The organism is Streptomyces tateyamensis, assembly GCF_003205575.1.
Taxonomy (GTDB): domain Bacteria; phylum Actinomycetota; class Actinomycetes; order Streptomycetales; family Streptomycetaceae; genus Kitasatospora; species Kitasatospora tateyamensis.
Map to the genome: position 1 here is coordinate 1 of NZ_PYBW01000125.1, position 9,294 is coordinate 9,294.

The following is a 9,294-nucleotide window of genomic DNA, read 5'->3' on the forward strand; positions in this document are numbered from 1 at the left end:
ACGGCCGGCGGCAGGACGGGCACCGGCGGCACCGCGGGGGGCTGCGGGGCGGCCGGCGGCACGGCCCGCGCCTGCGGCACCCGGCGGCCGCGCTTGCGCTCGATCAGCTCCAGTGCGCTGGGCGGCAGCCAGTCCCCCTCCGACTCCCCGGCGTCGTCCTGGGAGAAGAGGTGCGGGGCCAGCTCCGCCTGGATCTGTTCGGGGGTGGGCCGGTGCTCGGGCGAGGGCCGCATGCAGGCCCGCACCAGGTCCACCAGTTCGACCGGCAGCCCGGACAGGTCCGGCTGCTCGCGCAGCAGCTTGAAGACGGTCTCCACCGGGTTGCCGCCGCGGTAGGGCGGGTGGCCGGTGGCACAGAACACGGTGAGCGAGCCGAGCGAGAAGACGTCGCTGGCCCCGGTCACGCTGCGGCTGTCCTTGGCCTGCTCCGGGGACATGTAGGCGGGGGTGCCGACCGCCACGTTGGTCATGGTGAGCCGGGTGTGCGAGACCCCGGCGGCGATCCCGAAGTCGATCACCCGCGGGCCGTCCTCGGTGACCAGCACGTTGGACGGCTTGAGGTCACGGTGCACCAGACCGGCGCCGTGGATGGACTGCAGGGCCTCGGCGATGCCGGCGATCAGCCAGCGCACCGCGTCCACCGGCAGCGGGCCGCACTCGCCGACCAGGTCCTCCAGCGCGGGGGCCGGCACGTAGGCGGTGGCCAGCCAGGGCACCCGGGCGTCGGCGTCGGCGTCCACCACGGCCGCGGTGTAGAAGCCCCCCACCGTCTTGGCCGCCGCGATCTCCCGGGCGAACCGGACCCGGAACAGCTCGTCCTCGGCGAGTTCGCCGCGCACCGTCTTGATCGCGACCCGGCGTCCCGAGGCGGAGCGAGCCAGGTACACCAGCCCCATCCCGCCGGCGCCCAGGCGCCCGAGCACCTCGAACGGCCCGATCCGTCTCGGATCCTGCGCCGTCAGCTGGTCCACTCGGCTGCCACCTCCCCGTCGCCGCACTGCCACCCTCCCCAGCCTTCGGCCGGGAGGTGCCCCCGAGGGGCCGGAGCTGATTGTCCAATGCGCCCGCCGTCTGAGCCAATCTCCCCCCGTCCCGTGTTCCCGACCGTGTCGTGCCGCTTCGTCCGGATCCGGCCACCCCGTCAGCCGCCCCGTGCGAAACGCGTTCTGACGCCGCCTCGGAAGTCACCGCATTCACGGCGGGACGCTACGCAGAGCAACCCGAAGGAGCTTCAGCCCACGGGCCGTCACTCTGTGCCGCCATCAGCACACGGGGGGGCTTCGAATATCGCTATCCCCGCCACTATTGCCACCCCCGAGCGGACTAATAGTCGCATCACCGAATCGCGCCATGATCGGTGCGCGGTAAGCTGACGGCATGACAGGACAAGTTCGCACCGTCGACGGTCGCGTCGCCGGGCGACGCGGACAGGAGACGCGGCAGAAGCTGCTCGACTGCCTCCGCGAGATGCTCAGCACGTCGCCTTACCGGGACGTCAAGGTCATCGACGTCGCCCGTATGGCGGGTACCTCCCCCGCGACCTTCTACCAGTACTTCCCGGATGTCGAGGGCGCTGTCCTCGACATCGCCGAGGAAATGGCCAAGGACAGCGTCGAGCTCAAAGAGCTGATCGACGGAAAGTCCTGGGCAGGAAAGTCCGGCACCACCACCTCCGAAGAACTGGTGGACGGATTCCTGGCCTTCTGGCGCAAGAACGATGCCATTCTGCGTGTGGTCACGCTGGGTGCCGCAGAAGGGGACAAGCGGTTCTTCAAGATCCGCATGACTGTCCTCAACTCGGTGGCCAAGCCACTCGCCGATGCCATCAAGGACCTCCAGGCCAAGGGCCAGGCCGACAAGGCGCAGGACGCCGCCGCGGTGGCCGGTTCACTGATCTCGCTGCTGGCATCGGCAGCCGAGCACCAGAAGGCCTTCACCTCCTGGGGTGTCAAGGTCAAGGACCTCAAACCCACCCTCGCCCCGATGGTGTACCTGGGCGTCACCGGCAAGAAGCCGCCCAGGTAGACCTCCCGACCACCCGGTAGACCCTCAGCACCCACGTGTGCTCGCGCGTGCCCCGGCCTCCTGTCCGGTGGAACGTCGGGCGGCGGCCGTGTCCTCGGGGGAGGTTCGCCGACGTACCGCAACGCGCCAGCACGACAACAGGGCGAAGGGGCGGGACCCGTACCAGGGTCCCGCCCCTTCGCCCTGCCCGCGGCAGCGACACGCCTCAGGGGCAGCGGATCACCTGTCCGGCGTACGCCAGCCCGCCGCCGAACCCGAACAGCAGCACCGGGTCGCCGGTGGTCAGCTCGCCCCGCTCGACCAGCTTGCTGAGCGCCAGCGGGATCGAGGCCGCCGAGGTATTGCCGGACTCGACCACGTCCCGGGCGATCACCGCGTCGGGCGCGCCCAGCTTGGCCGCGATCGCCTCGATGATCCGCAGGTTCGCCTGGTGCGCCACGAAGCCCTTCAGTTGGGCGGGCTCCAGGCCGGCCTTGGCGCAGGCCTCGCGGGCCAGCGGGGCGATCTTGGTGGTGGCCCAGCGGAACACCGTCTGGCCCTGCTGGCTGATCACCGGCTGCCAGCCGGTGATGGTCACCGCGTCGCTCTTGTCCGGCTCCGACCCCCACAGCACCGGGCCGATCCCGGGCTCGGCCCCCGCCTCCTGGGCCTCCACCACGGCGGCGCCCGCCCCGTCGGCGAAGATCACGCAGGTGGAGCGGTCGGTCCAGTCGAGGGTGTCGCTCATCCGCTCGGCCCCGATCACCAGCGCCCGGCTGGCGGCGCCGGCCCGGATCGCGTGGTCGGCGGTGGCCAGCGCGTAGGAGAAGCCGGAGCAGACCGTGTTGATGTCGTAGGCCGCGGGTGCCGTGATGCCCAGGCGCGCCGCCACCGCGCAGGCGGTGTTGGGGCTGCGCTCGACGGCGGTGCAGGTGGCCACCACCACCAGGTCGATCTCGGCGGCGGTCCGCCCGGAGGCGGCGAGTGCCTTCTGGGCGGCCTCGGTGGCCATGTCGACCAGGGTCTCCGCCTCGGCGATGTGCCGCTGGCGGATCCCCACGCGGCTGCGGATCCACTCGTCGTCGGTGTCGACCAGCCGGGCCAGATCCTCGTTGGTGAGGACCTTGGCGGGCTGGTAGTGGCCGAGCGCGGTGATGCGGGAACCGGTCATGCTCTCATGCAACCGGGTTACTCGCGCGTCAACCGGTCACGGCCTGTGACAAGGTCCGACGCCGGGTTCTGTAGGAGCCGGACAACGCCCCTTGTGCCGCAACGGGTGCTCACGCTGCTCAGGCGGCCAGCGAGGCGGCGTCCCCCATCACGATCACCGGGTGGGCGGCCGGGTCCAGGGTGCGCAGCAGTTCCGCCATGTGGTCCTCGGTCAGCGACACGCAGCCGTGGGTGGGGCCGCCGTGGTCCACGTGCAGCCAGATCCCGCCGCCCCTGGCCGCGCCCAGCGGCTCGCGGCGGTCCAGCGGGGAGCTGCCGGCCACCCGGTTGTAGTCGATCGCCACCACGTAGTCGAAGGCGCCGGCCAGCGAGTCGCCGGTGAAGCCGGAGCCCTCGGCCACGAAGGCGTCGTCCTGGTGATAGGGCAGCTTGCTGCCCGGGTCGCCCTTGAGCCCGCCCGCGTCGCTGAGCGGGAAGACGCCGACCGGGCTGCGCAGGTCGCCCTCGCGGTGGTCGGCGGTCCAGCCCGCGAAGCCGTTGTGGGCCGGCCAGGCCGTGCCCGCGCGCCAGCGCCCGTCCGGGGTGCGGCTGTACAGGGTGACCGTGGTGTCGGCCGCGTCCTTGCCGCTGCCCGCGGCGACCAGCACCTGGGCGGTCCCGGCCGGGATCCGGGCCAGGTAGCCGGCGCCCAGGCCGGGCAGCTGGGCCAGTGTGCCGTCGGCCCGGTCCGAGCGGTCGGCGGCCGGCGCGTCGGTGTGCGGGCCGTCGGTGCCCAGGAACGGGTTGGGACCGGTCGGCGAGGGCAGCGGCTGGTCCGGAGCGCTCAGCGCGACGCCCTTGCCGTGCGCGGCGAGCATCCCGCCCGGGCCGAGGCCCAGCCAGCCGGCCGCCGCGGCGAGCAGCAGCGTCAGGGTGCCGGCCGCGGCCCGGCCGCGGCGGCGCCGGGCCTTGCGCCGCCGCCCGCGGGTCTGGGCCCGCGGACCCGGCGCGCCCGCGGCCCGCGGCTGGTCGGGTCGCGGCGCGTGGCCGCGCCGGCGGCTGCCGTTGGCGCGATGGGATCCGGACATGCGCCCGATCCTCCCAAACGGACGACAGGTCGGTAAACCCGTGCCGCCCTAAATGCCTGTGAAGGGGCGTCAGCGCTGGTGAAGGCGGGTGGCGGTCACAGGCGCATCGCCTGCGGGACGTCCCGCCGGGTGAGGTCGGGGCCCTCGTACTCGCGGATGACCTGGTAGCGGGTGTTGCGCTCGACCGGCCGGAAACCGGCGTCCCGGATCAGGTCCAACAGGTCCTCGCGGCCCAGCTTGTTCGGGGTGCCGAAGTTGTCCGCGTCGTGGGTGATCTTGTACTCGACCACCGAGCCGTCCATGTCGTCCGCGCCGTGGCTGAGCGCCAGCTGCGCGGTGGTGACCCCGTGCATCACCCAGAAGACCTTGACGTGCGGCACGTTGTCGAAGAGCAGCCGGGAGACCGCGAAGGTCTTCAGCGCCTCGGCGCCGGTAGCCATCTCGGTGCGGGCCATCAGCCGGTTGCGGACCACGCCGTCCTTGGAGTCGTGGAAGTCGTGCTGGTAGCGCAGCGGGATGAAGACCTGGAACCCGCCGGTCTCGTCCTGCAGCTCCCGCAGCCGCAGCACGTGGTCGACCCGGTGCCGGGGCTCCTCGATGTGGCCGTAGAGCATGGTGCACGGGGTCTTCAGGCCCTTGCTGTGCGCCAGCCGGTGGATCCGCGACCAGTCCTCCCAGTGGGTGTCGTGGTCGACGATGTGCTGGCGCACCTCCCAGTCGAAGATCTCCGCGCCGCCGCCGGTCAGCGACTCCAGGCCGGCGTCGATCAGCTCGTCCAGGATCTCGTCGGCGCTCAGCCCGCTGATCTTCTCGAACCAGTGGATCTCGGTGGCGGTGAAGGCCTTCAGCGAGACGTTCGGCAGCGCGGCCTTCAGCTCCCGCAGCGAGCGCGGGTAGTACCGCCACGGCAGCGTCGGGTGCAGGCCGTTGACGATGTGCAGCTCCGTCAGCGACTCGCTCTCCATCGCCTTCGCCAGCCGCACCGCCTCCTCGATCCGCATCGTGTAGGCGTCCTTCTCGCCCGGCTTGCGCTGGAACGAGCAGTACGCGCAGGAGGCGGCGCAGACATTGGTCATGTTCAGGTGGCGGTTGACGTTGAAGTGCACCACGTCGCCGTTCTTGCGGGTCCGCACGTGGTGCGCCAGGCCGCCCAGCCAGGCCAGGTCGTCGCTCTCGTAGAGCGCGATCCCGTCCTCGCGGGTCAGCCGCTCGCCCGCGTAGACCTTCGCCTCCAGCTCGCGCTTCAGCCCTGCGTCCATGCGGTGGCCCGCCTCCTGTCCATCCGGTTTCACAGTCCGGACCGAGACTACGCCTATGCCGACAGCAGCTCGGACAGCAGCGTCGGTTCGATGTTCCCGCCGCTCAGCACGGCCGCGCAGACCCGTCCGCCGACCTGGTCGGCCCGGTGCAGGTAGGCCGCGGTGGTCACCGCGCCGGACGGCTCCGCCACCAGCCGGCCGCGCCGGGCCAGCACCGCGACGGTGGCGCGGATCTCCTCCTCGGAGACCGTGACGATGTCGTCCACGTAGGCCGTCAGGTGCTCGAAGGGCAGCAGGCCGACCGTCGGGGTGCGCAGGCCGTCGGCGATGGTGCGGTACGTGTCGGCGACCGGCCAGACCACCCGGGTGCCCGAGCGCAGGCTGCCCTGGGCGTCGGCGGCCAGCTCCGGCTCCACCCCGACCACCCGCACCCCGGGCGTGGTCAGCTTGATCGCGGCCGCGGTGCCGCTGATCAGCCCGCCGCCGGAGACCGGGACCAGCACGGTGTCCAGCTGGTCCGGGGCGTCCTCGCCGATCTCCAGGCCCACCGTGCCCTGCCCGGCGATGATGTACGGGTCGTCGTACGGCGGCACCCAGACGTAGCCGTGACGGCGGCTCAGCTCGCCCGGCACGTCGTCGCGGGCCTCGGGCGCCACCAGCACCACCTCGGCGCCGAACGAGCGGGTGTTGGCCACCTTCACGGCCGGCGAGGTGTCCGGCATCACGATCACCGCCTTGATGCCGAGCAGCTTCGCCGCGTAGGCCACCGCCTGCGCGTGGTTGCCGCTGGACTGGGCGACCACGCCGCGCTCGCGCTCGGCCGCGCTGAGCACCGCGAGCCGGTTGTAGGCGCCGCGGATCTTGAAGGCCCCGGTCGGCTGGAGGTTCTCCGGCTTGAGCCAGAGCCGGCGCTTGCCGTCCTCGGCCCACGGACAGGGCATCAGCGGGGTGCGTACCGCCACTCCCGCGATCCGCTGCTGCGCCGCGCGCAGTTCTTCCAGCCCGACCAGTGCCATCGTCACTCCCCCGATTCCAGCGGCAGCTCGCTGACCCGGTTCTCCCACTTGGTGGAGAGCACCACGGTGGTCCGGGTCCGGGCCACCCCCTTGGTGCCGGAGAGCCGCTTGACCACCGACTCCAGGCCCTCCACGTCGGAGACCCGGACCTTCAGCATGTACGAGTCGTCGCCCGCGATGAACCAGCAGTCCTCGACCTCGCCGAGGTCCTTCAGCCGGTGCGCCACGTCCTCGTGGTCGGCCGCGTCGGTGAGCTGCAGGCCGATCAGGGCCGTCACCCCGAAGCCCAGCGAGGCCGGGTTGACGGTGGCCCGGTAGCCGGTGATCACCCCGGCCTGCTCCAGCCGGTTGATCCGGTCCGTCACACTCGGACCCGACAGGCCCACCAGGCGGCCCAGTTCCGCGTAGGAGGCGCGTCCGTTCTCCCGCAGCGCCTGGATGAGCTGTCTGTCCACCGTGTCCATGTACCGTCCCGCATCCGTCCGAGCCCTGATATCGCAGAGAACATACTCTCCCGGCACGGGCGTTCTTACGCCCCCCGGCCGCCGCCCGGGTGCGCCCGCGCCGCACCCAGCTCACCGGACCACCGCCGGTACAGGGTGTGCGGCACCCCGACCGCGTCCAGCACGCGCCCGGCCACGAAGTCCACCAGCTCCTGCGCGGTGGACCCGCCGGCGTAGAAGCCCGGCGAGGCGGGCAGCACCACCGCCCCCGCCTCGTCCAGCGCCACCAGATGACGCAGCGTCACTCCGTCGAGCGGTGCCTCGCGCACGCAGACCACCAGCGGGCGGCGCTCCTTGAGGGTGACGGCGGCGGCCCGCTGCAGCAGGTCCTTGCTCAGCCCGAGCGCCATCCCGGCCACCGCCCCGGTGGTGGCCGGCACCACCAGCATCCCCTTGGCCGGGTAGGAGCCGCTGGACGGGCCGGCCGCGAAGTCCCCGGCGGCCCAGTACCGCACCCCGGACAGGTCCGTCCCGCCGCCCAGCCAGGCGGCCAGGTCGGCCTGCCAGTGCGCGTCCCGGAAGGCGATCCCGGTCTCGTCCAGCAGGGTCAGCCGGGCGGCCCGGCTGACCACCAGGTCCACCGCCTCGCCCGCCGCCAGCAGCGCGCGGATCACCGCGGCCGGGTACGGGGTGCCCGAGGCGCCGGCCACCGCGACGATCCACGGCCGCCTGGTCGGGAGTTGTTCATTGCCCATACCCGGCACCCTAGGCCAGGGCTGTCCGGCGTGAGGGAGACTGGTGAGGTGACTGCTCCGGTTCTGTACGACCTCACCCATCAGGTCACCACCGGGATGCCCGTCTACCCGGGCGACCCCGCGGTGTCCCTGCGCCCGGCGTTGACCACTGCGACCGCGGGGGTCAACGTGCTCTCGGTGCACCTCGGTTCGCAGTCGGGCACGCATGTGGACGCGCCCTACCACGTGGACGTCACCTGGCCGACCCTGGACGGGCTGCCGCTGGAGCGGTTCACCGGGCCCGCGGTGCTGGCCGACCTGCGCGCGCTGCCCGCGCGCAGCGCGGTGACGGCCGGTCAGCTGGCCCCGGCACTGGCCCGCGCGGTGCCCGGCGCGGTGCTGCTGCTGGCCACCGGCTGGCCGCGGTTCTGGGGCACCGACCGGTACCTGGCGCACCCTCACCTGACGCCCGGGGCGGCCGAGGCGATCGTGGCGGCCGGGATCCGCACGGTCGGGGTGGACGCGCTCAGCGTGGACCCGACCCCCGACCCGGGCCCCGGCGACCCGGCGGTGGCCGCGCTGCTGGCGGGCCTGGCCGACGAGCACGACGCCCCGCCCGCCGCCGAGCCGCAGCTGGCGGCGCACCGGATCCTGCTCGGCGCCGAGGGCGGCGGGGTGATCTGCGAGAACCTGACCGACCTGACCCCGCTGCTGGAGGCGCAGGCCAGGGAGCGGCCGATCAGCGTCTCGCTCTTCCCGCTGCGGCTGGCCGCGGCCGACGGCGCGCCGGCCCGGGCGGTGGCCAGGATCGGCTGATGGCAACCGACTTGGTCTAGACCATCCCGGGAGCGGGCCGATAGGCTGACGGGCCATGACAGAGATCATCGGAGTGGTGGAGCGCCTGTGGCGCTACCCCGTGAAGTCCACCGCCGGCGAGCGCCTGGCCGCGGTGGCCGTCGATGATCGCGGCCTGGCCGGCGACCGGCTCTACGCGGTGCGGGACAGCGAGGGCCGGCTCGGCTCCGGCAAGACCAGCCGCCGGTTCCGCCGGATGGACGGCCTGCTGCGGCTCGGCTCCCGGCTCGGGCGCGCGCTGGACGGCCCCGAGCTGATCGACCCGCTCGGGCGCACCGTGCCCGACCCGACCGCCTTCCTGCGGGCCTACCTGCAGCGCCCCGACATCGAGTTGGCCCGCGAGGACGGCGTCTCGCACTTCGACCAGCTACCAGTCAGCGTGCTCAGCACCGCCACCCTGGAGTGGCTGCGCGAGGCCGTCCCCACCGCGCTGGTGGACGAGCGCCGGTTCCGTCCCAACATCCTGCTGCGCACCCCGCCGGGCACCCGGCCATTCGTGGAGGACGACTGGTTCGGCGGCGAGGGCCACCTCGGCGGCGGCGGGCTGCGGCTCGCCTTCGTCCGCTCCAGCGAGCGCTGCGCGATGTCCACCGCGGCCCAGCCCGGGCTGCCGCACGCCCCCGAGATCCTGCGCGCCCTGGCCCGCGCGCACGGCGGCCGGCTGGACGCCCTGGCCACCGTCGAGGCCCCCGGACCGCTGCGGCTCGGGGACCGGCTGCGGCTCGCCTAGAAGTGCACTGAAGATC

The 9,294-nt window shown here is 73.0% G+C and carries 10 protein-coding genes; 3 read left to right on the plus strand and 7 right to left on the minus strand.

All coding sequences use genetic code 11. The annotated features are described in order from the left end of the window. Positions 1–971, minus strand: a 971-nt coding sequence (locus tag C7C46_RS27740) for a serine/threonine-protein kinase (protein ID WP_146259230.1), incomplete at its 3' end; no start/stop codon positions are given. Positions 972–1,377: 406 nt separating this feature from the next. On the opposite strand from C7C46_RS27740, the gene C7C46_RS27745 reads away from it, so the two are divergent. Further along, positions 1,378–2,025 (plus strand): TetR family transcriptional regulator, encoded by a 648-nt coding sequence (locus C7C46_RS27745; RefSeq protein WP_110672675.1) that lies wholly within the window; start codon positions 1,378–1,380, stop codon positions 2,023–2,025. Between the two features lie 205 nt (positions 2,026–2,230). Here C7C46_RS27745 and C7C46_RS27750 read toward each other — a convergent pair whose 3' ends face one another. The 6 genes from C7C46_RS27750 to C7C46_RS27775 form a co-directional block, all read right to left on the minus strand. Further along, positions 2,231–3,175, minus strand: coding sequence for a beta-ketoacyl-ACP synthase III (locus C7C46_RS27750; protein ID WP_110672676.1), 945 nt, complete (start codon positions 3,173–3,175; stop codon positions 2,231–2,233). Between the two features lie 118 nt (positions 3,176–3,293). Next, positions 3,294–4,241, minus strand: a complete 948-nt coding sequence (locus C7C46_RS27755) for a L,D-transpeptidase family protein (RefSeq protein WP_110672677.1) — start codon at positions 4,239–4,241, stop codon at positions 3,294–3,296. Positions 4,242–4,336: 95 nt separating this feature from the next. After that, positions 4,337–5,500, minus strand: coding sequence for an aminofutalosine synthase MqnE (gene mqnE / locus C7C46_RS27760; protein ID WP_110672678.1), 1,164 nt, complete (start codon positions 5,498–5,500; stop codon positions 4,337–4,339). A 53-nt stretch (positions 5,501–5,553) separates the two neighbouring features. After that, entirely contained in the window at positions 5,554–6,516 is a 963-nt protein-coding gene (locus C7C46_RS27765; protein WP_110672679.1) for a threonine ammonia-lyase, read from the minus strand. Between the two features lie 2 nt (positions 6,517–6,518). Further along, positions 6,519–6,980: an Lrp/AsnC family transcriptional regulator gene (locus C7C46_RS27770; RefSeq protein WP_110672680.1), complete on the minus strand. Its 462-nt coding sequence runs from the start codon at positions 6,978–6,980 to the stop codon at positions 6,519–6,521. A 65-nt stretch (positions 6,981–7,045) separates the two neighbouring features. Continuing rightward, complete coding sequence (locus tag C7C46_RS27775) at positions 7,046–7,714, minus strand: UbiX family flavin prenyltransferase (protein ID WP_110672681.1); 669 nt, start codon at positions 7,712–7,714, stop codon at positions 7,046–7,048. Positions 7,715–7,762: 48 nt separating this feature from the next. Between C7C46_RS27775 and C7C46_RS27780 the strand changes: the two genes are divergently transcribed. Together C7C46_RS27780 and C7C46_RS27785 are read left to right on the plus strand one after the other, a co-directional pair. Next, on the plus strand, positions 7,763–8,509 hold the full coding sequence (locus C7C46_RS27780; RefSeq protein WP_245985050.1) for a cyclase family protein: 747 nt from the start codon (positions 7,763–7,765) through the stop codon (positions 8,507–8,509). A 55-nt stretch (positions 8,510–8,564) separates the two neighbouring features. Then, positions 8,565–9,278, plus strand: coding sequence for an MOSC domain-containing protein (locus C7C46_RS27785; RefSeq protein ID WP_110672682.1), 714 nt, complete (start codon positions 8,565–8,567; stop codon positions 9,276–9,278). The last annotated feature ends 16 nt before the right edge of the window (positions 9,279–9,294 follow it).